General features: G+C 64.0%; 24 protein-coding genes. 16 read left to right on the plus strand and 8 right to left on the minus strand.

Features of this window, described 5'->3' with window-relative positions:
• Window positions 1–3 precede the first annotated feature (3 nt).
• The 8 genes from AC0GNO_RS10735 to AC0GNO_RS10770 form a co-directional block, all read right to left on the minus strand.
• A complete protein-coding gene (locus AC0GNO_RS10735) occupies window positions 4–891 on the minus strand; it encodes a branched-chain amino acid ABC transporter permease (RefSeq protein ID WP_008905431.1) in 888 nt (295 codons plus the stop codon).
• On the minus strand, window positions 888–2,840 hold the full coding sequence (locus AC0GNO_RS10740) for an AMP-dependent synthetase/ligase (RefSeq protein ID WP_139019383.1): 1,953 nt from the start codon (window positions 2,838–2,840) through the stop codon (window positions 888–890). Before AC0GNO_RS10740 ends, AC0GNO_RS10735 begins: the two co-directional genes overlap by 4 nt.
• Complete coding sequence (locus AC0GNO_RS10745; RefSeq protein WP_366935996.1) at window positions 2,837–3,571, minus strand: ABC transporter ATP-binding protein; 735 nt, start codon at window positions 3,569–3,571, stop codon at window positions 2,837–2,839. The genes AC0GNO_RS10740 and AC0GNO_RS10745 overlap by 4 nt, the downstream gene beginning before the upstream one ends.
• Window positions 3,572–3,640: 69 nt before the next feature.
• Window positions 3,641–4,801: an acyl-CoA dehydrogenase family protein gene (locus AC0GNO_RS10750; RefSeq protein WP_182118905.1), complete on the minus strand. Its 1,161-nt coding sequence runs from the start codon at window positions 4,799–4,801 to the stop codon at window positions 3,641–3,643.
• Between the two features lie 31 nt (window positions 4,802–4,832).
• The gene (locus AC0GNO_RS10755) at window positions 4,833–5,600 is read right to left on the minus strand and encodes an SDR family NAD(P)-dependent oxidoreductase (protein ID WP_008905427.1); all 768 of its coding nucleotides are present in this window, start codon (window positions 5,598–5,600) and stop codon (window positions 4,833–4,835) included.
• Window positions 5,601–5,609: 9 nt separating this feature from the next.
• Window positions 5,610–6,857 carry a thiolase family protein gene (locus AC0GNO_RS10760; RefSeq protein WP_008905426.1) on the minus strand — a complete coding sequence of 416 codons (1,248 nt, stop codon included), beginning with the start codon at window positions 6,855–6,857 and terminating at the stop codon, window positions 5,610–5,612.
• Window positions 6,858–6,894: 37 nt separating this feature from the next.
• On the minus strand, window positions 6,895–7,695 hold the full coding sequence (locus tag AC0GNO_RS10765) for an enoyl-CoA hydratase/isomerase family protein (protein ID WP_050813860.1): 801 nt from the start codon (window positions 7,693–7,695) through the stop codon (window positions 6,895–6,897).
• A gap of 58 nt (window positions 7,696–7,753) precedes the next feature.
• Window positions 7,754–8,932 carry an acyl-CoA dehydrogenase family protein gene (locus tag AC0GNO_RS10770; protein WP_008905424.1) on the minus strand — a complete coding sequence of 393 codons (1,179 nt, stop codon included), beginning with the start codon at window positions 8,930–8,932 and terminating at the stop codon, window positions 7,754–7,756.
• 180 nt (window positions 8,933–9,112) lie between these two features.
• Between AC0GNO_RS10770 and AC0GNO_RS10775 the strand changes: the two genes are divergently transcribed.
• The 16 genes from AC0GNO_RS10775 to can all read left to right on the plus strand — a co-directional run bounded on the left by AC0GNO_RS10775 (window position 9,113) and on the right by can (window position 24,352).
• Window positions 9,113–9,277 carry a hypothetical protein gene (locus AC0GNO_RS10775; protein WP_008905423.1) on the plus strand — a complete coding sequence of 55 codons (165 nt, stop codon included), beginning with the start codon at window positions 9,113–9,115 and terminating at the stop codon, window positions 9,275–9,277.
• Window positions 9,274–9,516: a hypothetical protein gene (locus AC0GNO_RS10780; RefSeq protein ID WP_008905422.1), complete on the plus strand. Its 243-nt coding sequence runs from the start codon at window positions 9,274–9,276 to the stop codon at window positions 9,514–9,516. Before AC0GNO_RS10775 ends, AC0GNO_RS10780 begins: the two co-directional genes overlap by 4 nt.
• A gap of 71 nt (window positions 9,517–9,587) precedes the next feature.
• The gene (locus AC0GNO_RS10785) at window positions 9,588–10,772 is read left to right on the plus strand and encodes a lipid-transfer protein (protein ID WP_008905421.1); all 1,185 of its coding nucleotides are present in this window, start codon (window positions 9,588–9,590) and stop codon (window positions 10,770–10,772) included.
• Between the two features lie 33 nt (window positions 10,773–10,805).
• Window positions 10,806–11,249: a MaoC family dehydratase N-terminal domain-containing protein gene (locus AC0GNO_RS10790; RefSeq protein ID WP_008905420.1), complete on the plus strand. Its 444-nt coding sequence runs from the start codon at window positions 10,806–10,808 to the stop codon at window positions 11,247–11,249.
• Between the two features lie 10 nt (window positions 11,250–11,259).
• Window positions 11,260–11,676, plus strand: a complete 417-nt coding sequence (locus tag AC0GNO_RS10795; protein ID WP_008905419.1) for a MaoC family dehydratase — start codon at window positions 11,260–11,262, stop codon at window positions 11,674–11,676.
• A gap of 62 nt (window positions 11,677–11,738) precedes the next feature.
• Window positions 11,739–12,566: an SDR family NAD(P)-dependent oxidoreductase gene (locus tag AC0GNO_RS10800; RefSeq protein WP_008905418.1), complete on the plus strand. Its 828-nt coding sequence runs from the start codon at window positions 11,739–11,741 to the stop codon at window positions 12,564–12,566.
• 29 nt (window positions 12,567–12,595) lie between these two features.
• On the plus strand, window positions 12,596–13,777 hold the full coding sequence (locus AC0GNO_RS10805) for an acyl-CoA dehydrogenase family protein (protein WP_008905417.1): 1,182 nt from the start codon (window positions 12,596–12,598) through the stop codon (window positions 13,775–13,777).
• A gap of 8 nt (window positions 13,778–13,785) precedes the next feature.
• A complete protein-coding gene (locus tag AC0GNO_RS10810; RefSeq protein ID WP_008905416.1) occupies window positions 13,786–14,925 on the plus strand; it encodes an acyl-CoA dehydrogenase family protein in 1,140 nt (379 codons plus the stop codon).
• A gap of 46 nt (window positions 14,926–14,971) precedes the next feature.
• Entirely contained in the window at window positions 14,972–16,579 is a 1,608-nt protein-coding gene (locus tag AC0GNO_RS10815; protein ID WP_034694543.1) for an acyl-CoA carboxylase subunit beta, read from the plus strand.
• Between the two features lie 23 nt (window positions 16,580–16,602).
• Complete coding sequence (locus AC0GNO_RS10820) at window positions 16,603–17,796, plus strand: CaiB/BaiF CoA transferase family protein (protein WP_008905414.1); 1,194 nt, start codon at window positions 16,603–16,605, stop codon at window positions 17,794–17,796.
• Window positions 17,797–17,822: 26 nt separating this feature from the next.
• A complete protein-coding gene (locus AC0GNO_RS10825; RefSeq protein WP_034694541.1) occupies window positions 17,823–18,983 on the plus strand; it encodes an acyl-CoA dehydrogenase family protein in 1,161 nt (386 codons plus the stop codon).
• Between the two features lie 8 nt (window positions 18,984–18,991).
• Window positions 18,992–19,792 carry an enoyl-CoA hydratase/isomerase family protein gene (locus tag AC0GNO_RS10830; protein WP_034694601.1) on the plus strand — a complete coding sequence of 267 codons (801 nt, stop codon included), beginning with the start codon at window positions 18,992–18,994 and terminating at the stop codon, window positions 19,790–19,792.
• Between the two features lies 1 nt (window position 19,793).
• Window positions 19,794–21,797 carry an acetyl/propionyl/methylcrotonyl-CoA carboxylase subunit alpha gene (locus AC0GNO_RS10835; protein ID WP_472903940.1) on the plus strand — a complete coding sequence of 668 codons (2,004 nt, stop codon included), beginning with the start codon at window positions 19,794–19,796 and terminating at the stop codon, window positions 21,795–21,797.
• Window positions 21,798–21,879: 82 nt separating this feature from the next.
• Entirely contained in the window at window positions 21,880–22,800 is a 921-nt protein-coding gene (locus tag AC0GNO_RS10840; RefSeq protein WP_008905410.1) for an MBL fold metallo-hydrolase, read from the plus strand.
• A 92-nt stretch (window positions 22,801–22,892) separates the two neighbouring features.
• The gene (locus tag AC0GNO_RS10845) at window positions 22,893–23,681 is read left to right on the plus strand and encodes an enoyl-CoA hydratase/isomerase family protein (RefSeq protein ID WP_008905409.1); all 789 of its coding nucleotides are present in this window, start codon (window positions 22,893–22,895) and stop codon (window positions 23,679–23,681) included.
• A gap of 20 nt (window positions 23,682–23,701) precedes the next feature.
• Window positions 23,702–24,352, plus strand: coding sequence for a carbonate dehydratase (gene can, locus AC0GNO_RS10850; RefSeq protein ID WP_034694598.1), 651 nt, complete (start codon window positions 23,702–23,704; stop codon window positions 24,350–24,352).
• Window positions 24,353–24,370: the final 18 nt, after the last annotated feature.

Genomic DNA, 24,370 nt, shown 5'->3' on the forward strand with positions numbered 1-24,370 from the left:
GGGTCAGACTCTTTCAATGCGTTTCCAGCCGAACATGCCGGTCGGACGAACAACCAGCACCACCAGCATGAAGATATAGGGGACGACGGCAGCGGCACTGCCACCGATCAGCGGGTCGATGTAGGCGGCGGTCAGTCCCTGCACGACCCCGACGATGATGCCCGCCAGCAGCAGGCCGCCGATGGATTCGAGCCCTGCCAGCAGGGCCACCGGCAGGGCGGCGAAGCCGATTTCGGAGGACAGGAATGTCAGCGACTTGCCGCTCAGGTAGACCATCGAAGTGATGACCGACAGCACACCGCCTAGCGCCCAGGCGAAGGCGATGGAGCGGCGCACGCTAATGCCCATGGCCAGAGCGATCTGGTGGTCCTCGGCCACCGCCGACATCGCCAGTCCGGTGCGGCTGCGGTTGAAGAACCAGTGCAGCGCCACAGCCGCCACCACCGCGATGAGGCCACCGATGGCAAGCGAGCGCGGGATGATCATCTCGCCCAGGATGATGGGCGTGAGGGGAAAGATGGCGGGGAACTGGCGCTCCTGCGGGCCCCAGATCACCAGCACCAGTCCGCGCATCAGGATCAGCAACCCGATGGTGACCATGATCATCGAGAACACCGACTCGCCAATCAGCCGCCTGAACAACAGGCGTTCAATCGCCAGCCCGATCAGCACCGAAATGCCCAGTGCAACGGCGATGCCCAGCGCCGGATGCATGCCGCGCGACTGGATCGCCCACCACAGCAGGAAGGCGCCCAGCACGATCATCTCGCCGATCGCCATGTTGAAGACCTTGCTGGCGCGGTAGATGACGACAAAGCCCATTGCCACCAGCGAATACAGCAGGCCGAGCAGCGCGCCGTTGATGGTGTAGTTGATGAATTCGATGATCATGGGGTGTGTGTTCCTTCAATGTCGGTGGCCACCACGGTTGCGCGCAACGCGCCTTGGCGGCCGTCCTGGTAGGTCACGGCTATTTCGCAGGCAATGTCGGCGACACCTGCATACAGTCCGTCAATCAGCGCTCCATAGCGCACCTCGAGAAACTCTCGGCGCAGCTTGCGCGTGCGGGTGAGTTCGCCTTCGTCGGGATCGAGCTCCTTCGGAAAATTGGCGAAACGCACCACCCGCGAGCTTTCTGGCAGCAGTTTGTTGATGCGGCGGATTTCGCCCTGCACCAGTTGCCGCACCTCGGGCCGTTGCGACAGGTCGGTGAAGGTGGAGAATGCGATGCGCCGCTCCTCGGCCCAGCGGCTGGTCACCGCCATGTCGATGTTGATCAGCGCGCCAACCCAGGGCCGGGTGGCGTCGCCCAGCACCATCACGTCCTTGATGAAGGGCGAAAAGCGCAACCGCGTCTCGATGAACTGCGGGGGATACGAGTGACCGCTGGCGAGTTTGACCAGGTGTTCCACGCGGTCGAGGTACACGAGTTCTCCGCGCTCGGTCTTGCGCACTGCGTCACCGCTGACGTACCAGCCGTCGCGCTGGATGCTGGCGGTCTTGTCGGGCTTGCCCCAGTAGCCGAGAAAGCCGGTACCGCCGCGCAGCAGCAGCTCGCCGTTGTCCTCGATGCGCGATTCCAGCGGTGCGCCGAAGGCTGGGTCCACATCCAGCAGCGGGCCCACGGTTTCGAGGTCGTAGCGCTCGCCGCGGTGGCCAGCAATCAGACCAAACTCCGAGCAGCCATAAATATTGCGCAAATGGACGCCCATGGAGTGAAACAAACGAAACACGTCGGGCGCCATGGCGGTGCCGCCTGAAACCGCGACGTCGCTGCGAACAAAGCCGAACTGATCGCGCACCGGACGCAGGGCCAGCGCTTCGGCCACCGGCAGCAGCAGGCGCGACAGCCACGGTGCCGTGCGCCCTTCGAGCCGCGCCACATGCACGTCGTGGCCGATGCGGATGCCCCAGCGGTAGATGCCGCGCGCCATCCAGCTCGCGGCGAGCATGCGCGCCTCGATGGTGGCGGCGATGTTCTCCCATTGGCGCGGGCCGAACAGCACGATGTGTGGCGCGAGTTCGCGCAAGTTCGGCAAGACCTGGTCGGGGCCCTCCGGGAAGTTGACCACCAGGGGGGTGATCAGCCCGAGGGTCACACCCAGCAACTGCTCGGTGATCCAGGCCAGCGGCGTGTAAGACAAATATTCCATGCCGGCTTGCAGCGGCAACGCGCTCCTCATCCGAACCGCGTTGTCCATCAGCCAACGGTGGCTGATCATCACGCCCTTGGGCTTGCTGGTGGTGCCGGAGGTGTAGGTCAGTAGCGCCAGATCGTCCGCCTGGCCGGCGTTGACTTCACGTTCGAAGCGCAGCGGGTGCTTCTCGTGCTGACGCCGACCTTCAGCGGTCAGGTCATCAAAGGATTGCAGCAGCGGATGCCGGTACGACCACATGCCCGAGTTGTCCCAGTAGGCGATGCCCTGGATATCAGGCAGTCGCTCCAGCAGCGCGAGCGCCTTGTCAACCTGCTCCTGATCCTGCGCGAAGATGAAACGGGCCTTTGAATCCTCGCACAGGTAATGCAATTCGTCGACGGTGGCATCCGGGTAGACCGACACGATTTTGGCGCCCAGTGACTGGGCCGCAAACAGCGCCCAGTAATGCTCGGGTTCGTTCTCGCCGATCACGATCACGGTTTCGCCGCGCTGCAGGCCCTGTGCCGCCGCGCCAAGCGCAATGCTGCGCGTTCGATCAAACACGTCGGCCCATGTATGGCAGCGCCACATACCTTTGCGCTTGACGCGCTGCGCCAGCACCTGGGGATGTTCCCGGGCGTGGGCGAACAACTTCTGCGGCAGGGTCATGACGACTTCCGGGGTGGGGTGTGTCGCACTCATGCCGCAGCTCCCAAGTAGGCCTGGATCACGGCCGGGTCGGCCTGCACTTGTGCTGGCGTGCCGTCGGCGATCTTGCGGCCAAAGTCGAGCACCGCCACGCGGTCTGCCAGATCCATGACCACCCCCATGTCGTGCTCCACCAGCACAACCGGGATGCGCTTGGCCTCGCGCACGTCTATGATGAAACGGGCCAGATCTTCTTTTTCTTCGGTGTTCATGCCGGCCATGGGTTCATCCATTAACAGAACCTTGGGTTTCATCGCCAACGCACGGCCCAGGTCAACGCGCTTGCGAAGACCGTAGCCGAGTGCGCCTACCGGCTGGTGGCGGATATTCTCAATTTCAAGGAAGTCGATGATTTCCTCGACTGCTTCCCGGTGCAGCGTTTCTTCACGCTGGGTCCAGGGAAAGTAGAGAAATGCCTGCGCCAGATTTGATCGCATCTGGCTGTAGCGGCCGACCAGGATGTTGTCGATCACGCTCATGTTGGAGAACAAATGGGTGCCCTGAAAAGTGCGCACCACACCATCGCGCGCGATCTCATGCACCGCGCGGCCTTTGATGTCTTGACCACGGTAGTGCACGCTGCCTTGTTGCGGCAGGTAAAAGCCGCTGAGCACATTCATCAGCGAGCTCTTGCCTGCGCCGTTGGGTCCAATGATGGCCAGCAGCTCGTTGTCACGCACATCGATGGCGACCTCGGCCAGCGCGGTGACACCGCCAAAGCGCAAGGTGATGTCCCGCGCCTGCAGCACCGAAGCCTCGCTGGACGGGCTATTCAAGGAGTTAGAGGTCATGGGTTAGGAGAAGGCGTTGATACCGGTCAGGGCGCGGCCAATGATGAGTTTCTGGATTTCGGTGGTGCCGTCGGGAATCGGCATCATGCGGGCGTTTCTGAACAACAGTTCAACGCCGAAGTCTTTGGTGATGCCGTTGCCGCCATGAATCTGCAATGCTTTCGACGCGACGTTGACCGCCATCTCGGTCGCGTACCACTTGGCCATGGCGCTTTGCACCTCGCTGCGCACGCCATGGTCGATCAGGTTGAACGCGCGGTAGACCAGCAATCGCGCGGCGTCGAGTTCGGTGGCCGCCTCGGCCAGCATGCCCTGGATCAATTGATGACCACCGATCGGCTTGCCATGCTGGCGGCGTTCCTTCGAATAGGCCACCGCCTTGTCGAGTGCCGCCTGGGCGATACCGATCGAAGTCATGCCGACCATGGGACGCGCCTTCTCGAACAGCACCATGGTGTTCTTCAGACCGGTGCCGGGTTCAATCATCATGTTCTCGGCCGGTACGCGAGCGCCGTCGAAGAACAGTTGTGCGGTTGACGTGCTGTTGAGCCCCAGCTTGTCGATGTTGCGGCTTTCGTAGCCGTGTTCGGCGCGGTCCACCAGGATCATCGAGATGGCGCCCGAACCTTCTTGTGAGGTGCGCACGATGACCATGCAAAAGTCGGAGTAGTGGCCGTTGGATATCCAGGTTTTCTCCCCGGTGACAATGTAGTGGTCACCATCGCGCTGGGCGCGGCAGGTGACTTCAGCCACGTTGGATCCGACGCCGGGCTCGCTGATGCCGCTGCATGCGATGATCTCGGCGCGGACCATGCGCGGCAGGTATTTTTCGCGCATGGTGGTGTTGGAGCACTCCTGTAGCGAGTAAGCGCCGAGCTGCTGGATCAGCAGCGAGATGGCCACGTCGCCGGAAATGCGCGCGAGTTGCTCGTACATCAGTGCATAGGTGAGCCAGGGCATGCCCATGCCGCCATGTTCCTCGGCAATGATGCCGTTGCCGCCCATGCCGTAGGGCAGCATCTTTTGAAATATCTCCAGCATCAGCTCTTTTTCGATCAGCTTGTCGGGCTGGTAGCGTTCAACGATGGGTCGCAGCTCGGTTTCGAGGAAGCGAGTGAAGCCTTCGACGGCCATGCGTTGCTCTTCGGTCGGGAGAAAGTTCATGATTGTGTTCTTTGTGTGGTGTTGATTTCGTTCAGCGTGAGCTCATGCGTGCGCCGGCATCAATGTGGAGACAGGTGGCGTTGATGTAAGGGTTCTCGACGATGGAGCGCACCAGGTGGGCCAGCTCGCTGGCTTGGCCCATGCGGCGGGGGAACAGAATCATGCGGTCAACAATGGCCTGCGCTACTTTCTTTGGCAGGCCCGCGACCATTGGCGTTTCGAACAAGCCAGGCGCAACCGCTACGCAGCGGATCCCCAGATCGGCCAGGTCCCGTGCCACTGGCAGCGTGAGGCCGATCACCCCGGCCTTGCTGGCGGCGTAGGCCGCCTGTCCCATCTGGCCGTCCTGTGCGGCACCGGACGACAGGTTGATGATGACGCCGCGCTCATCACCCTCAGGCTCATTGCGCGCCATCGCCACGGCGGCCAGGCGCAGCACGTTGAACGTGCCGGTCAGGTTGACGGCAATCACCTTGTCCCACAGTGCCAGGGGAAAGGGTTTTCCATCGGCCACGGTCTTGGCTGCGTCGGGCACGCCAGCGCAGTTGATGCAAATGTGAATGGCGCCAAAACGGGCCAGGGTTGCGTCGATGCCCGCCTGCACCTGTGACTCACTGGTGACATCTACCTGCTCGAACATGGCGGCAGAACCCAGTTCGGTGGCTGCCTGTACACCACGCTCGCTGTCGCGGTCGAACAATGACACCCGTGCGCCGCCTGCGGCGAGCGCATCAGCCACCGCGCGCCCCAAGCCTGAAGCACCACCTGTGATGATGGCCACCTTGTCATGCAGAATCATTTTTGTCCTTCAGCGACCGAGGATGGTGATGGCGGCCACGGCTTCTTCAATTCCGAACAGGCCCCCACCGTTTTCTGCGATGGCAAGGCGGGCCCCTTGCACCTGGCGAGCTCCCGCTTCGCCGCGCAACTGCACGACCAGTTCATGCAGCTGACCCAGCCCGGTGGCGCCGATCGGGTGCCCTTTGGACTCCAGTCCACCCGAGGTGTTGATCGGGATGCGTCCGCCAATCGTGGTGCCGCCGCTCTCGGCGAGCGGCCCGCCTTCGCCGAACGCACAGAAGCCAAGGTTCTCACTCTGTACGATTTCGCCAATGGCCGTGGCATCGTGGACTTCGGCCAGCGAAATGTCTTGCGGGCCGACGCCAGCGAGTTCGTAGGCTTGTTTGGATGCCTTGACGGTGATGTGTTGATCCAGGTTTTCAGGGAGGCGGTTGCTGCCGGTGGCAATGATTGATGCCAGCACCTTGATGGCGCGCCCGCGGTTGGCCAAACGCGCCAATGCTGCTTCGGAACACACGACGACCGCAGCAGCCCCGTCGCTGATGGGTGCGCACATCGGGAGCGTCAATGGGTAGGTGATCGGCGGCGCGGCCAGCACCTCTTCAATGGTGTAGGCGTTGCGGTATTGCGCCAGCGGGTTGTGCACCGAATGGCCGTGGTTCTTGGCGGACACGGCGGCAATTTGTCGCTGCGTGGTGCCGAACTCGCGCATGTGAAAGCGAGCAAAGGCAGCGTAGATGTCCATGAACAGGCTGTAGGGCGCCTTGGACATGGACCCTTCCGGTGGCTCAATACCGTGCCCCATTTGCAGCAGCCTGCGTTTGTTATCCTCGACCGTGGCTACGTCCCAGGCACCGTCGAAAACGCTGAACATTTTGGCTTTGTCGGCGCAAAACATTTTCTCGGCACCAATGGCCAGCGCTATCTCTCCTGCCCCCGAGCGCACATACTGCACCGCCAGGTTGAAAGCCGAACTGGCACTGGCGCAGGCGTTCTCGATGTTGAAAATCGGGATGGACTCGAAGCCCATCGAACGCAACGCAATCTGGCCGCGGATCATGGTCTGGCCTTCGAGTGCGCCCTGTGTTGCGTTGGAAAAGTATGCCGACTGGATGTCGCTGACGGACAGTCCGGCATCGGCCAGCGCGGCGTTCACGGCAGCGGCGGTCAGTTGCTTGATATCGCGGTCAAGAAACTTGCCGGTCGGCGTCATGCCGACGCCGACTATGTAAACGGCGGCTTGCGGGTTGGTCATGGTAATGCGTCCATTCAGAAGAAGAGGCGGTGTGAAATCAGTAGCCCTTGAAATCGGGCGTGCGCTTGCCGACGAAAGCCGCGAGGCCCTCTTGTATGTCGTGCGAATGGCGGTGCGCGTCGAGCACCAGTCGCTCCAGCCGCAGTGCCGAAGCCTGTGGCTGTTCCAGCCCGTCGGCCACGACCTGTTTCATGCGGCGCAGCACCAACGGGCTCTTGCTGGCGATGCGCAAGGCGATTTTTTCGACCTCGGACACCAGCTCGGCATCCGGCACCACGCGATTCACCAGGCCCAACGGAACCAGTTCGCGTGCGGGCATGGTGTCGCCGGTGAACAGCAGGTATTTGGCGGCGGTGGCGCCGATGCGCCGTGGCAGGATCGCCGCGCCGCCCGCGCCCGGAAACACGCCGAAGTTGGCATGCGCATCGCCGATGCGGGCACTTTCGGCGGCGATGATGAGGTCGCAGGCCATGGCCAGCTCCAGTCCGCCGGCCATCGTCAGGCCATTCAGCGCGGCGATGGTGGGTTTGGGGCACACGCGCAGCCGATCCATCATGCCGCCGACGAGATCGAGAAACTCACCCATCGGGTCGCTCGGGCCGGGGTCGCCAGCGCTGCTCTCGAACACGCCTTTGAGATCGGCGCCGGCGCAGAAGGCTCGGCCTGCACCGGTCAGCACGATGACGCGGATGGCAGGGTCACGCTCGCAACGTTCGGTCACATCGCGCAATTCGGCGCACATTGTCTCCGACAGGGCATTCATCGCATCGGGCCGGTTCAGCGTGATCCACGCCACGGCACCACGTTGTTCAAAGCGGATGGTCAACGGGGGTTGCATCTTCAAGGCATCCTTGCTTATGTGGGGGTCAGCTGCGCTTGCCATGCGGGTTTGGGAATCAACCGCGCAGGAGTTCTTCGGCAATGATCATCTTGCGCACCTCGGATGTGCCTGCACCGATCTCGAGGATCTTGATGCAACGGAACAGGCGGTTGATCTCGGACTCCCAGATGTAGCCGCTACCGCCATGCACTTGCACGGCCTTGTTGAGCACCCGGTTGCAGGCTTCGCCGGCGTAGAGGATGGACGCTGCGGTGAGCTTGTGCGCATCGCCGCGGCCACCGCCGCCCACTTCCAGATCATTGACCTCGGCCAGGGTGCGCCAGACCAGGGTTTTCATGGCTTCGATCTCGGTGTACATCTCGGCCAGCATGGCCTGCACCATCTGGAAGCTGCCGATGGGTTTGCCGAACTGCACGCGCGTCCTGGCGTACTCGACGCTCAATTCGAGCGCACGTTCGCAGATGCCCACGCACAAGCCAGCCACCAGCGCGCGCTCCAGATCGAGCCCGCTCATGACGATTTTGACGCCTTCGTTTTCCTTGCCCACCAGGTTGGCTGCCGGCACGCGGCAGTTGTCGAACACCAGCTCGCCGGTCTGGCTGCCGCGAAAACCCATCTTGATGAGCTTTTGAGCCACCTTGAAGCCGGGAAAATTCTTCTCGACGATGAAGGCCGAAATGCCCTTGGCACCCAACTCCGGCGCGGTCTTGGCGTAAACCAGCAGCACGTCGGCCACCGGGCCGTTGGTGATGTAGATCTTGGTGCCGTTGAGGATGTAGTGGTCGCCCTCGCGGCGCGCGCTAGTGCGCATCGCGCCCAGCGCATCCGAGCCGGCGCCGGGTTCGGTCAGGCCGAGCGCGCCGATTTTTGTGCCGTTGCACAGATCGGGCAGGTATTGGCGGCGCTGCGCCTCGTTGGCGTTGCGGTAGATGTTGTTGACGCACAGGTTGTCGTGCGCCGCCCAGGACAAGGCGATGGCGGGGTTCCAGCGCGCAAAGGCCTGGCAGATCAGGCCCGAGCTGAACAGGTCCATGCCCGCGCCACCATGCTCGGCAGGCACGGTGGCCCCCATGAAGCCAGCCGCTCCAATTCTCTGAAAGACATCAGACGGCCACCACTCCTCGTCGTCCATGCGGCGCGCGAGTGGCACGAATTCCTTGCGCGCGAACTTGTCGGCGGCTTCGAGCACGGCACGGTCGTCGGCGGAGAGGGCAAAACTGCGAGGCGTGGACATAAAGGGTGCCTATCAATGCGTGGGCTGCGGGTCAAGGTGTCACGGCGCGCGCCCAAGCTGCGGGGACGAGGTCTCTTTGGGTTTGCGCGAATTTAATGAGGGATTGCCAAACTGTCAAGCGTTAGGTAGGATTCGTTGCAGGCGCTCACCTGAAGTGCCAGAGATCTGGAGACTTCGGCCATGGGAGGCGGAATCGGTGCGGATTCATTGGCGGGGGCCGACCTGTTGCTCAAGCAGGTGGTCACCCGTGCCGCATTCACCCGTGACACCTATCGGATCACGCCGCTCGCGGCGCGACCCTTCATCAGTGACAAACGACGCTTCGACCTAAGGAAACAGCCTTGACCCACGAACGCGGGATGAACCTGCTGCGCCGCCAAAACGTGGGCGACAACTTGCGCCGCGCGGTGAAGGCAACCGGAGAAAAACATACGGTCATCTTCGAGTTCTGTCGTGGCCGCCTGCCCGGCTTCGAGGCGCCGAAGCGGATTCACTTCCGAAGCTCGCTGCCAATCAGTGCGGCCAACAAGATCCTCAAGAAGGACCTCAAAACCGAGTATGCCAACGCGGACAAGGGCGGCTGAGGCCGTCGGCCTCCCGGTGTCCGAGTCCAAAACGTTTCGATCGAAACATTTCAACCCAAGGAGTCAGTGCGATGAACCAGAAAGTTATTGTTGCCGGTGTGGGCATGATCCCGTTCACCAAACCGGGCGCCAGCGAGCCCTATCACGTGATGGGAGAAAAGGCGGTGCGCCAGGCCATGGCCGATGCGCGCGTCGAATACCCCATGATCCAGCAAGCCTATGTGGGCTATGTGTATGGCGATTCCACCTGCGGCCAGCGGGCGCTCTACCCGGTGGGCATGAGTGGCATCCCCATCGTCAACGTCAACAACAATTGCTCCACCGGCTCGTCGGCGCTGTTCCTGGCGCGCCAGGCGGTCGAAAGCGGTGCCGCCGAGTGCGTGCTGGCCCTGGGCTTCGAGCAGATGGCCGCCGGAGCCATCAAGGCCCAGTTCGAGGACCGGCCGACACCGTTCGAGGAGTTTGACCGGGCCACCGCCGAGCTTGTGGGTCATCCGGAAATCCCGCTGGCCATTCGCTACTTCGGCGGTGCCGGCAAGGCGCACATGGACAAGTACGGCACCCAACTGGCGACCTTTGCCAGCATTCGCGCCAAGGCCAGCCGCCATGCCGCCAACAACCCGCTGGCGCTGTTTCGCAAGGAGGTCTCGGTCGATGACGTGATGAACGCACCGATGCTGTGGGAGGGCGTGATGACCCGCCTGATGGCTTGCCCGCCGACCTGCGGCGCCGCTGCTGCGGTGATTTGCTCCGAAGCCTTCGCCAAAAAGCATGGGCTCGACACCCGCGTGTCGATTACCGCCCAGGCAATGACGACCGATTTCCCCAGCACCTTCGAGTCGCACGACATGATGCGCGTGGTCGGCTTCGACATGGCGCGCGATGCGGCGCAAAAGGTCTACAAGCAGGCCGGCATCGGGCCGCAGGACGTGAACGTGGTTGAGCTGCACGACTGCTTCGCGCAGAACGAACTGATCACCTACGAGGCGTTGGGCCTGTGCCCGGAGGGCGGCGCGGAGAAGTTCGTGCTCGATGGCGACAACACCTATGGCGGCAAGGTGGTGACCAACCCGTCGGGCGGCCTGTTGTCGAAAGGTCATCCGCTGGGCGCGACCGGCCTGGCGCAATGTTTCGAGCTGACCCATCAACTGCGCGGCACGGCGGAGCAACGCCAGGTCAAGGGTGCGCGTGTGGCCTTGCAGCACAACCTCGGGCTGGGCGGCGCTTGCGTCGTCACGCTTTACCAAGCCGGCTGAGCGCAGGCGCAGCAAACCAGAAGCTGGAGTCCCATGATTGACAAGCAATTCATCGGTTACGAGGTGCCGCCCACGCTGTGGGATGTGGAGAAGGGGCGCATCCGCTTTTTCGCCGAGGTGATCGGTGCCACCGACCCGATCTACTTCGACGCGAGCGCCGCCCAGGCCGCTGGCTACCGCAACGTCGTGGCACCACCGACCTTCATCTTTGGCGCCGAGAGCGATTCGGGGGTGTTGATGACGTTGCTCGACACGCTCAAGATCGACTTGCGCAAGGTCTTGCACGGCGAGCAACGCATTGACTACCACGCCCCGGTGTGCGCTGGCGACACGCTGCGCTTCCAGACCCGCGTCACCGACATCTACGACAAGAAGGGCGGCGCGCTCGAGTTTGTCGTCAACGACACGAAAGTCACCAATCAGCTCGGCGAGCATGTCTCTGACCTGCATTCGGTGGTCGTCGTGCGCCACGCCTGAAGGACTATTCATGAACACTCAAGTAAAAATCCTGGATGTTGGTGACGAAATGCCTGTACTGGAATTGCCACCGATCAGCCGCACCACACTGGCACTGTTCGCCGGTGCGTCGGGTGACCACAACCCGATCCACATCGACATCGACTTCGCCCGCAGCGCGGGTATGAAGGATGTGTTCGCGCAGGGTATGTTGTCGATGGCCTACCTCGGGCGTGCGCTCACCGAATGGGTGCCGCAGCGCCAGCTCCTCAGCTATGGCGTTCGCTTCGCGGCCATGACCCACCTCGGCGACCGCATACGCTGCACGGGCAAGGTGCTTGAAAAGATTGAGCATGCAGGTCGGCCCTGCGTGCGCGTTCAAATCAGCGCGACGAAGGCGACAGGCGAAATCACGCTGGCCGGCGAGGCACTGGTTGCCTTGAACTGAGGCCTCCGTTTGGCGGCCCGACTTTTTATTTATTTCCTTTTAATCACAAGCAAGGACACACCATGAAAACACTTGAAGGCAAAGTTGCCATCGTCTCCGGATCGGGTCGCGGCATCGGCCGCGCCATCGCCATGAAACTCGCCCGCGAAGGCGCCAAGGTGGTCGTCAATGACCTGGACGCCGGCCCGGCCGAGCAGACCGTGGCCGACATCAAGGCCGCTGGCGGCATGGCGCTGGCTTGTGCCGGCAGCGTCACTGCCGACGGCTTCGCTGAAAAGTTCGTCAAGACCGCAATCGACGGCTTCGGCGGCCTGGACATCATCATCAACAACGCCGGCTACACCTGGGACAACGTGGTTCAGAAGATGACGGACGAGCAATGGAACGCGATCATCGACGTGCATCTGACCGCGCCGTTCAAGATTTTGCGCGCTGCTTCGGAGTTCATCCGCGTCGCCTCGCGCAAGGAAGCCGAAGCGGGGCAGGAGGTGTTTCGCAAGGTGGTCAACATTTCGTCCATCGCCGGCACCGGTGGCAACGCCGGTCAGGCCAACTACTCGGCGGGCAAGGCCGGCATCATTGGTCTGACCAAGGCGCTGTCCAAGGAGTGGGGTCGCTACAAGGTGAACGTCAACGCCGTTGCTTTTGGCATGATCAAGACGCGGCTGACCGAGGCACCAGCCAGTGGCGATGCCTCCATCGACGTCGAGGGTCGCAAGATCAAGGTCGGCGTCAACCCCGAGCTGCTGGAAATGATGGAGCGCACCATTCCGTTGGGTCGCGGCGGCACGCCCGAGGAGGCAGCCGGGTCGGTCTACCTGCTGTGCATTCCCGAGTCGAACTACGTCAGCGGACAGACGCTGATCTGCGGCGGCGGCATCTCGATCTAAAGCGCAAGCCGAACGCAGAAAGGCCCACGATGGACATCGATTTCAGCCCGGAAGACATGGCGTTCCAGCAAGAGGTTCGCACCTGGTTCAAAGCCCACACACCGTCCGATCTCAAGCGCAAGGCCGTCACCGGAGAGATGCTGCAGAAGAACGACATCGTTCAATGGCAGCGCCGACTCGATGGCCAGGGCTGGCTGGTCACCGGCTGGCCCAAGGAGCATGGAGGGCCGGGCTGGACGCCGACGCAGCGCTACATTTTCGACCTGGAGCGCGCGGCGGCCAGCGCGCCGGTGGGGCTGTCGATGGGCGTCATCATGCTCGGACCGGTGCTGATTGCCTTCGGCACGCCAGAGCAAAAGGCGCAGTACCTGCCGCGCATCCGCCGCTGCGAGGACTGGTGGTGCCAGGGCTATTCCGAGCCCGGCGCCGGCTCCGACCTGGCCAGCCTGAAGACCACGGCCGTGGCCGATGGCGATGATTACGTCATCAACGGCTCCAAGATCTGGACCACCTACGCGCACTGGGCCACGCACATGTTCTGCCTGGTGCGCACCGCCAACAGCGGCAAAAAGCAAGAGGGCATTTCCTTCCTGTTGATCGAGATGGACCGCCCCGGCATCGATGTCAAACCTATTGTATCGATCGACGGCGAACACCACCTGAACCAGGTTTTTCTGACCGATGTGCGCGTGCCCAAGAGTAATCTGGTGGGTCGCGAAGGTCAGGGCTGGGACATTGCCAAGTACCTGCTCACACACGAGCGCACCAGCATTGCCGGCGTGGCCGACTGCAAGGCGCACCTGTCCAACCTGCGCGTGGCCGCCGCCGAGCGCCGCTCGGGTGGCCAACCGCTGATGGAGGACGCGGCGATGCGGCTCAAGCTGGCGCGCGCCGAGATCGAACTGATGGCGCTCGAATACACCAACTTCCGCGTGCTGGCCGCCACCGCCTCGGGCAAGGCGCCGGGGCCGGAATCCTCGCTGCTCAAGACCATGGGCACTGCGGTGCAACAGACCTTGGCCGAGTTGGGCGTCGAGATCGCCGCCGAGCAAGCCTGGCCCTGGCATGACGGCGGCGAGTTTGGCAGCGGACGCCATGCCCATGCAATGCCGCACTACTGTTTCTCGCGCGCTGCCACGATTTACGGCGGCAGCGACGAGGTGCAAAAGAATGTATTGGCCAAGATGCTGCTGGCCGGCGGCACGCGCTAAGGATCGTCATGAACTTTGATCTCTCCGAAGAACAAAAGATGCTGCGCGACGCGGCACAGAAATTTCTGCGCACCGAATACCGTTTCGATGCCCGCAACCAGATCGTTGCGTCAGCGTCCGGCATGAGCCGGGAGCACTGGCAGCGATTCGGCGAATTCGGCTGGCTTGGGCTCGGGCTGCCCGAGGCGCATGGCGGCTTTGGCGGCGTGGTCGAGTTGATCCAGATCGCCGAGGCGATGGGGGCTGCGCTGGTGGTCGAGCCCTACCTGGCCAGCACGGTGCTGGGCGCGCAGGCGCTGACGCGCGCGGGCAGTGCTGCGCAGCAGGCGGCCTGGCTGCCCGGGCTCGCGTCCGGCCAGCGGATACTCGCATTGGCGCACGGCGAGGCCGATGCCCGTCATGAACTCAGCTATGTGATCACGCGTGCCACGGCCAAGGACGGTGGCTGGCTGCTGTCGGGTCGCAAGAGCGGCGTGCTGGGCGCCCCTTGGGCCGATGGCTTCGTGGTCGTCGCCAGAACCTCGGGCGCAGCGGACGAGCGCCAGGGCATCAGCCTGTTTCTAGTGAGTGCCAAAACGCCGGGCGTGCAGGTGGCGGGCTACCGGTCCTACGACGGCAGTCGCGCCGGTGATCTGATACTCGAACAGGTCGTGCTCGGGGCCGACGCACTGCTGGGCACGGAAGGCGAGGGCCTGGGGCTGCTTGAGCACCTGGTTGATCTTGGCATTGTTGCCGCCTGCGCCGACGCCCTGGGTGCCATGGGCGCGCTGTTGCGCAAAACTGGCGAATACGTCAGCACGCGCAAACAATTTGACGTGCCGATTGCCAGCTTCCAGGTCATCCAGCACCGGCTGGTCGACATGTTCGCCGCGGTCGAGGCCAGCCGCTCCCTGGTGCTGATGGCGGCCCTGCATGCCGATCATGCTGATGCGGCCACCCGCTCGCGTGCCGTGTCGGCGGCCAAGTCGGCCATCGGCGAACGCGCACGGTATGTGGCGCAGCAAGCGGTGCAGCTGCACGGCGGCGTGGGCATGACCGATGAGCTGGACATCGGCCATTACTTTCGCCGCCTCACGCTCTTTTGCAACCTGTTGGGCAGCACCGACCACCACCTGCAGCGCTTTGCGGCGCTGCGTGCGGAGGCCTGATCGCCTGATGACCGACCCACACTGAGCCACTTTAGGGGCTGCCAAAATGAGCTTGATGACATCCACCGCCGCGCCGAACTCGCCCGAGTTCCAGCGCAACCGTGAAGCCTACGAGGCGCGCATTGTTGATCTGCATGAACGCCGCACGCGTGCCCTGGTCGGCGGCCCCGAAAAGGCGCGCCTGCTGCACAAGAAGCGCAAGCAATTGCTGCCGCGCGAGCGCCTGGCTGCCGTACTCGACCCCGGCTCGCCCTTCCTCGAGTTCGGGCAGCTTGCCGGCGACGGCCTGTACGAGGGCGTGCCGCCGGGCGGCAGCATCATCACCGGCGTGGGGCTGGTGTGCGGGCGCGCCTGCATGCTGATGATCCACGATGCCACGGTCAAGGGCGGCACCTACTACGGCATCACCGCTAAAAAGCATGTGCGGGCCCAGATGTTCGCCTGGCAGCACCGGCTGCCGTGCATCACCATGGTCCAGTCGGGCGGCGCCAACCTGCCGGAGCAGGCGCATATTTTCCCCGACGACGGCCAGTTCGGCTCCATTTTCTACAACCAGATCCGCATGTCGGCCGAGGGCATCACCCAGATCGCGACCGTGCACGGGCCGTCTACCGCCGGCGGCGCCTATCTCCCGGCGCTGTGCGACGAAGCGGTGATCGTGCGCAACCAGGGTGCGATGTTCCTCGCCGGGCCCGAGCTGGTGTACGCCGCCACCAAGGAAGAGGTTGACATTGAAACCCTGGGCGGCGGCGAGATGCACAGCCGCATCAGCGGCGTCACTGACCACCTGGCCGAGAACGATGGCCATGCCATCGCCATCGTGCGCGGCATCGTGGCCAACCTCGGTACCGCAGCCAAGCAGCGCTGGGACGTGGTGCCGCCGCTGCCGCCGCGCCATGACCCGCGCGAGATCTACGGCATTGTCAGCGCCGACAACCGGCATCCGACCGACAACCGCGAAGTGCTGCTGCGGTTGATCGACGACAGTGACCTGCAGGAGTTCAAACCCCTGTACGGCGACACCATGATCTGCGGCTTTGCTCGCATCAAGGGCTTTCAGATCGGCATTCTAGCCAACAACGGCGTGATCTTCTCCGAGAGCGCGCTCAAGGGCGCGCACTTCATTGAGTTGTGCTGCCAGCGCGACATTCCGCTGCTGTTCATGGCCGATGTGTCGGGCTTCATGGTCGGCAAAGCCGTGGAGCAGCAGGGCATTGCCAAGCACGGCGCCAAGTTCATGACGGCCATGGCCTCGGCCAACGTGCCGCGCTACACGCTGATCACCGGAGGCTCGTACGCGGCGGCCTACCTGGCGATGTGCGGGCGCCCGTTCAAGCCCAACGTGATGATGATGTGGCCTACCGGCCGCGCCGCGCTGATGGGCCCAGAGCAGGCCGCCACCACCCTGGGCCTGGTGCGCGAGAACATCCACCGGCGCGAGGGCACTAGCTGGAGCGACGAAGAACGCGAGCAATTCAAGCAACCGATACGCGAGCAGTTCGAGAGCTTTTCCAGTCCCTACAACTACGCCTCCAACCTGTGGTGCGACATGGTGATTGACCCGCTGGAAACACGCGACACCATGGCTTTGCTGCTGGAGCTGGCGGGCCGCGTGCCGGCGCGCGACACGCACTTCGGCGTGTTCCGCATGTAATCCTTTGGCCCACCGAATTGAACATGCTCGACGCCATTCTCTCCGGCTGCCGCGTGCTCGACCTGACCCAAAACGTGGCCGGCCCGTTTTGCACCCAGACCCTCGGCGACCTCGGCGCCGAGGTTATCAAGATCGAACGCCCCGGCAGCGGCGACGATGCGCGCCAGTGGAAACCGCCCGAAGTGGCCGGCGTCTCGACCGGCTTCGTGGCGCTGAACCGCAACAAGAAGAGCGTCTGCATCGACCTCGACAGCGCGGCCGGCCAGCAGCTGGTTGCGCGCCTGGCGGCCGGTGCCGACGTGCTGGTGCATTCGCTCAAGCCCGGCAGCGCCGAAGCGCGCGGCCTCGGCGACGAACACCTGCGACCGACCAATCCGCGCCTCGTGTACTGCGCGATCAGCGCCTTCGGCGAGGTCGGCCCGATGCGCGCGCTGCCCGGCTACGACCCGCTGATGCAGGCCTTCACCGGCATCATGAGCGTCAGCGGCCACGAAGGTGACGAGCCGGCGCGCGTCGGCGTGTCGCTCATCGACATGGGCACCGGCATGTGGGCCACGATGGCCATCCTGGCCGCGCTGCTGCGCCGCGCCACAACGGGCGAAGGCATGCGCGTGCACGCCAGCCTGCTCGAGACCGGGCTGTCGTGGATGACGGTGCCGGTGGCGAACTACCTGGCCACCCAGCGCCTACCGCGCAAGATGGGTTCGGCGATGGCGATGATGGCGCCCTACGAGCTCTTCGACAGCGCCGACGGTAAGGTCTTCATTGCTGCAGCGAACGACCGGCTGTTCAGCTGCGTTTGCAGCGCGCTGGCTTGCCCAGAGCTGGCGCAGGACCCGCGCTTCATCGACATTTCGGCGCGCATCGGCCATCGCGAGGCGCTGCACGCCGAGCTCGAAGCGCGCACCCGGCAGCGCAGCACCGCCGACTGCGTGGCGGCGCTGCGCGCGGCCGGTGCGCCCTGCAGCGAGATGCACGACGTGGCCCAGATGCTGGCGCACGAACAGGTGCAAGCGGTCGCCATGCTGGGCGCGCTGCCGCTGCCGGGCGCGCCGCAACACCAGACCATGGGCCTGCCCTTCAGTTCGCAGGGCCGGCGCGGGCGCAGCGGCCCGCCGCCGCCCGTGCTGGGCGCGAGCACCAACGAGGTGTTGACAGCGCTGGGCCTGCAGGCCGATGAACTGGCGGCGCTGCGACAGCAAGGCGTCGTCAATTGACACAGACAAACAAGGCCAACATCCCCATGAACTTCGACTACACCGAGACCCAGGGCCAGATCCGCGCCGCCGTCAAGGAGCTGTGCAAGGGCTTCGGCCCCGAATACTGGCGCCAGTGCGCGCAGGACGGCGCCTATCCGGAAGCCTTCGTCGACGCGATGGCCAAGGCCGGCTGGCTGGCCGCGCTGATCCCCGAGGAATACGGCGGCGCCGGGTTGCCGCTGCTCGACGCCTGCCTGATCCTGCAGGAGATCAACCAGAACGGCGGCAGCGCGGTGCACTGCCATGCGCAGATGTACACGATGGCGTCGATCATGCGCCACGGCTCCGAGGCACAGAAACGCCGCACGCTGCCGCGCATCGCCGACGGCAGCCTGCGGCTGCAGGCCTTCGGCGTGACCGAGCCCGACGCCGGCTCCAACACGCTGGCGATCAAGACCTTCGCGCGCAAGGTGCCGGGCGGCTACGTCGTCAACGGCCAGAAGATCTGGACCTCGCGCTACAGCCACTCGCACATGTATCTGCTGATCGCGCGCACCACGCCGATCGACGCGGTGAAGATGAAGACCGATGGCCTGAGCCTGTTCCTGATCGACATCAAGAAGGCGGGCGCGTCGCTCAAGGCCACGCCGATCCGCACGATGATCAATCACCACACCTTCCAGGTCTTCATCGACAACCTCGAACTGAGCGACGACGACCGCATCGGCGAGGAAGGCAAGGGCTTTTACTACCTGCTGGATTCGCTGCATTCCGAGCGGCTGCTGGTGGCCAGCGAGGCCATCGGCGACGGCCACTGGTTCGTCGGCAAGGCCGCGCGCTACGGCAGCGAGCGTGTCGTCTTCGACCGCCCGATCGGCGCCAACCAGGGCGTGCAGTTTCCGATCGCGCGCGCCCACATGAACATCGAGGCCGCCGAACTGATGCGCAACAAGGCCGCGACGCTGTTCGACGCCGGCCTGCCCTGCGGGCGCGAAGCGACCATGGTCAAGTACCTGGCCAGCGAAGCCGCCTGGGAGGCAGCCGAGGCGGCCATGACCACCTTCGGCGGCTATGGCGTGGCCTGCGAGTACGACATCGAGCGCAAATGGAAAGAGAGCCGGCTGTTCCGCACCGCGCCGATCTCCAACAACCTGGTGCTGGCGCAGGTGGCCGAGCATCTGCTGGGTATGCCCCGCTCTTACTGATGGCCCAGATGCACCACGAAACCCTGCTGATCCACCCCGCGCCGGGCACCGCACCGGAGGACGGCATCCGCTGCCTGGTGCTCAACCGCCCCGAGGTGATGAACGCGATGAACACGCAGATGTTCGTCGACCTGCGCAACGCCCTGCACGAACTGGCCTTCGACGACGGCCTGCGTGTGCTGATCATCACCGGCGCCGGTGAACGAGCTTTCTCGGCCGGCGGCGACCTCAAGCAGCGCGACGGCATGACCGACGGTCAATGGCGGCGCCAACACCAGCTCGCCGAAGAGGTGTTGCTGGCGGTCAAGGATTTCCCGCAACCGGTGATCGCCGCCGTCGAAGGCCACGCACATGGCGGCGGCGGCGAACTGGCGTTGATGTGTGACTACATCGTCGCTTCGCGCGCTGCGGTATTTTCGCTGCCCGAGCTGCGGCGCGGCATCATGCCCGGCGGCGGGGGTATCCAGAACCTCGTGCGCGCCGTCGGTGCGCGGCGCGCCAAGAAGCTGCTGTTCACCGCGCGCCGCTTCTCGGCCGAAGAAGCCGCCGAATGGGGCATGGTCACCGACCTTGCCGAGCCGGGTACGGCGCTGGCCGCCGCAGTCGCCGACGCGCGCGACATCGTGCTGGCCGCACCGATGGCCACCCACTACGCCAAACTCGCCGCCTCGCGCGGCGGCGAGATTGACTTCCACAGCGGCTACATGCTCGACATCGCCGCCTACAACGTGCTGGTGTCCTCGGCCGACAGGCTGGAGGGCGTGAAGGCCTTCAATGAAAAGCGCCCACCGCGCTGGAGCGGACTCTGACATGTTCAAAAAAATCCTGATCGCCAACCGCGGCGAAATCGCCTGCCGCATTGCACACACCTGCCGGCGCCTCGGTATTGCAGTGGCCGGTGTGCATTCGAGTGCTGATCGCGATGCGCTGCACGTTGACCTGATCGGCGAGTCGATCGAAATCGGTGGGGCAACGCCAGCCGAGAGCTACCTGCGCATTGATGCGGTGATCGATGCGGCCCGGCGGACCGGGTCGCAGGCCATTCATCCTGGTTTTGGCTTTCTGGCCGAAAACGCGGTCTTCGCGCGCACGGTCGAGGCAGCCGGCCTCGTCTTCGTCGGCCCGACGCCCGAGGTCATTGAGCGCCTGGGCGACAAGGCGTCGGCCAAGCGCGAGGCCCGCGCCGCTGGCGTGGCCGTGCTCGGCGGCAGCGAGCTGCCCAGCCGCGACGCGGCTGAAGTGGCGGCCACCGTACGCGGCCTGCCACTGCCGGTGATTCTGAAAGCGGCCGCCGGTGGCGGCGGCAAGGGCATGCGGGTGGTGCAGCAATTGGACGGGCTGATGGAGGCCATCGAGTCGGCCATGCGCGAAGCCAAAAGTTCCTTTGGCGACGCGGCGTTGATCGTCGAAGCCTTTGTCGAGCGCGGGCGCCACATCGAGGTGCAGATCGTCGGCGATGGCCATGGCGAAGTGATTCACCTGTTCGAGCGCGAATGCACGCTGCAGCGGCGTCATCAGAAAGTCATCGAAGAGGCGCCAGCGGTGAATCTCGCCCCGGCGCTGCGCGAGGCGATGCTCGGTGACGCGGTGCGCCTGGGGCAGCGACTGCGCTATCGCGGTGTCGGCACGGTGGAATTCATCGTGCAGGGCGACCGTCACCATTTTCTCGAAGTCAACCCGCGGCTGCAAGTTGAGCATCCGGTGACCGAGGAGGTGACCGGGCTGGATGTGGTCGAGATCATGCTGCGCATTGCCGCCGGCGAGGGCTTGCCCTTGCGTCAGAGCGAAGTGCAGGTGCGCGGCCACGCGATTGAGGCGCGGGTCTGCGCTGAAGACGCAGCGCAAAATTTCCTGCCATCCACCGGCGAACTGATCGCGGTGCGGTTCCCGACTTCGGGTGTGCGGGTTGAATCGGGGGTGCGGGCCGGCATGGTGGTCACGCCCTACTACGACTCGATGCTGGCCAAGCTGATCGTTCATGCGCCCACGCGCGAGGCTGCGCTGGACCGTCTGAGTGGGGCGCTGGGCGATACCCAGGTGCACGGCGTCGAAACCAATTGCGCTTTTCTGCAGCGTCTGCTGGCCCTGCCTGCAACGCTAGACGCCAGCTTCCACACCCGTCTGATTGACGAGGTGCTGGCAGAGGGGAGTCAGGGCACGGGTAGCGCGCCGCTGGAGCGGCTGGCTGCAGCGGCGGCCTGGTGGTTGCTCGATGCGCGGCGCAGCAGCAAGCCATTCGGAGCCTGGTCGGCCTTGGACGTGACGGGTTGGCAGATGCACGCTGGCGACGATCGGCTCACGCCGGTTCCGGCGCTGTTGCTGCGCTCGGGAGGAACAACACACGAAGCCCGGTTCGGCGCCGTCTCGCCCGAGTCCGAAGTAACGGTGCAAATCGGCACCGAACGGGTTCGCCTGGCGCTGACCGCCAGCGCCGGGAGCGATTGGCGTTTGCGCATAGGGGATTGTCATGAGGTACTGACCATCGTGCGCAGCGACGATACCGTGTTTGTGCAGAGCGGCGGCACCGCCCACGCCATCGGCGTGACCTCCTACCTCAGCCAGGTCGCCACTGGCCGCCAGGCCAGCGGACAGTTGCGCACGCCGATGATGGGAATGATCCTGAAGACCCATGTGGAGGTTGGCGAGCGGGTACGTGCCGGCGACGTGGTGGCGACGATGGAGTCGATGAAGATGGAGATGCGCATCAACGCCGATCACGATGGCGTGGTGCGCTCGCTGTCGGTGCAGCCCGGGCAGATGGTCGAGCGCGGCCTGGTGGTGGCCGTGGTTGAGTCCGAGGGCGCCGCGGAATGAGCGGCAGCAAATCCAGCATGCGCGCCCCTCTTTGCAAACCTGGTGTTATCCACTGCTCAAAATGACGTGCCCGAGACGGCCCATGACCGGCATCCAACTTCCGAACGGTATTCAGGTTTTTGAGCGCGGCTGGCTGTCCTCGAACAATATTTTGTTCATCGGAGCACAGTCCAGCGCACTCGTTGACAGTGGCTACAGCACGCACGCGGAACTAACGACCGGGCTGGTCAGCGCCGCTTTGCAGCAGGGTCCGCTGGACTTGCTGCTCAACACGCATCTACACAGCGACCACTGCGGCGGCAATGCCGTCCTCCAGGGCAATTACCCAGAACTTCAAACCCTCATTCCGCCAGGCCATGCATCACTTGTCTCGTCATGGGACCCCGTCGCCCTGAACTATGTGCCATCCGGGCAACACTGCCCCCGGTTCAAGTTCGACGGTCTTCTTTTACCTGGCACGGAAATTCAGCTGGCCGACACGGCGTGGCAAATTCATGCGGCGCCGGGCCACGATCCCCATTCAGTCATTCTGTTTGAGCCGCAGTCCCAAACCCTGATCTCGGCAGATGCCTTGTGGGAAAAAGGCTTCGGCGTGGTGTTTCCGGAGCTTGAGGGCGACGCCGCATTCGACGAAGTGGCCGCCACCTTCGACCTGATCGAGCGGCTTGACCCGTGCTGGGTCATTCCTGGCCACGGCCCGGTATTCCGCTACCGCGCCGAGGTGCTGGCCTACGCGCGCGCGCGCCTCAACGCCTTTGTCAAGAGCCCTGACCGACATGCGCACCACGCAGTCAAGGTGTTGCTGAAGTTCAAATTGCTGGATCAGCAGCAACTGCCTTTTGCCGATTTTGTCGACTGGGCCGCCAACACCCGCTACTTCCAGCTCATTCACCAGAGGTTTGTTCCTTCTGTTCCCATCGACCGCTGGATGGAGCAGTTGACGCAAGAGCTTGTGCGTTCAGCAGCCGCACGAAGAGAAGGTGACATGGTCTACAACGCGTGAAATCGGTCACGGAGTGAATCATGCGACGAAGGCGCTGACGAATCAGCGTTCGTATGTGCAGAGCAAGCAATTTTTTAACAGGAGATCAGGATATGAGTGAAGCAGAAACGGTTTTGTACGAAGTGCGCGATGGCATTGCCACCGTGAAGATCAACCGCCCCGAGATGCGTAACGCGCTGTCACCGGCCGCCGCCAACCGGCTGCACGATCTGTGGGGTGAAGTCGATGCCGACAAAAACATACGCGTGGCAATCCTGACTTCTGCCGACTGCGGCACCTTCTGCGCCGGGCTCGACCTGCGTGAGGCTTCGCGTGTCAAGAAGGAAGAAGGCGTGGACATCCTGACCAAGATGAAGGACCCGTTCCATGGCCGCCAGCGCCGTGTGGCCAAGCCCATCATCGCGGCCATGACCGGGCACCTGATTGCCGGCGGCATGATGCTGAGCCTGAACTCGGATTTGCGCGTCGGCCTCAAGGGCACGCAGGTCGGCATCACCGAAACCCGCATCGCCGGGCGCGGTAGCCCGTGGGCCATTCCCCTGCTGTGGATGCTGCCGCAGCCGCTGCTGATGGAGATGGTGCTGACCGGCGACCTGTATCCGATCGAAACCTTTCATGGGCTCGGTTTCATCAACTACCTGGAAGACACGCCGGATGCCGTGCGCGCTCGCGCCACCGCATTGGCCGAACGCATCCGCGACAACGCGCCGCTGTCGGTGATGGCGGGCAAGGAATCGATCATGACGGCGATGAGCGCCGGCTGCGAGGCCGGTATGGCGCTGGCCCACAACATCTACCGTGCCGCTTACGCCAGCGAGGACGCGCAGGAAGGTCCGCGTGCCTTCGCCGAGAAGCGCAAGCCGGTGTGGAAGGGGCGTTGATGTCGCTCCGTGGAGATGCCATGTCCAGCCTGGCCCCTCTGCTGGAGAACAACCGTGCCTGGTCGGCGCGCTGCGCTGCGGAAGATCCGCAGTACTTCGAGCGGCTGGCGCACCAGCAGATGCCGCGCTACCTGTGGATCGGCTGTTCCGACAGCCGGGTGCCGGCCAACGAAATTCTGGGCCTGCGGCCTGGCGAGGTGTTCGTGCACCGCAACGTCGGCAACCTGGTGGTGCACTCCGATCTGAACTGCCTGACGGTTCTGCAGTATGCGGTCGAGGTGTTGAAGGTCGAGCATGTTCTCGTGGTGGGCCACTACGGCTGCGGCGGCGTGCAGGCGGTGATAGAACAGCGCCGCACCGGTCTGGCCGAGAACTGGCTGCGCCATCTGGAGGACGTGGCGCGCAAACACGCTGATCGGTTCGACGGCATTTCCAGCGTTGACGAGCGCGCAGCGCGGCTTTGCGAGATGAACGTGATCGAGCAGGTCAGCAACGTGTGCCGCACCACCACCCTGCGCCGCGCCTGGGAGTGCGGGCAGCAAGTCGAGGTGCACGGGTTGGTCTACGGCCTGCGCGACGGCTTGCTGCGGCCGGTCGGGGGCAGCGTCAACCGCGGTCAGGACCAGCAGAAGCAATACGCCCAGTCTCTTGCTGCGCTTGGCACACTCTGAGTGATACGAAGAATACAA

The organism is Hydrogenophaga sp. L310 (genome assembly GCF_055703065.1).